Raw genomic sequence first — 268 nt, 5'->3', positions numbered from 1 at the left:
GTTTGGAAAAAGCTGCACAATCCTGGAGAATGTCCATCATTCCTACAACGATGCGGTTACATTGCTTGATTACATGCAGTACACGGGTTCCATATCGGTGATCGATTCCGTCTCTAGCGATAAGCCGGTACAGGCGATTCTGCCCAGCGCCGCGGAACGCGATTTGGTCCTGCAGAGTCTTGCCACGCTTAACCATAACGTCTGGGCACGCTTTCTCGAAGAGGACTTTCAATGGGCTGTACATCAACCCGAGCCCTTGGTCGCTCTC

Annotated in this window: 1 protein-coding gene; it reads left to right on the top strand. The window is 52.2% G+C overall.

Annotated features, from left to right (window positions below; all coding sequences use genetic code 11):
* On the top strand, positions 1 to 268 hold a 268-nt coding region (locus NLU14_RS21965), incomplete at both ends, for a hypothetical protein (RefSeq protein WP_275710612.1).

The organism is Marinobacter iranensis, from assembly GCF_029207565.1.
Classification (GTDB): domain Bacteria; phylum Pseudomonadota; class Gammaproteobacteria; order Pseudomonadales; family Oleiphilaceae; genus Marinobacter; species Marinobacter iranensis.
The sequence above is the reverse complement of the archived record's forward strand: the minus strand, read 5'-3'. Positions and strand labels throughout refer to the sequence as shown.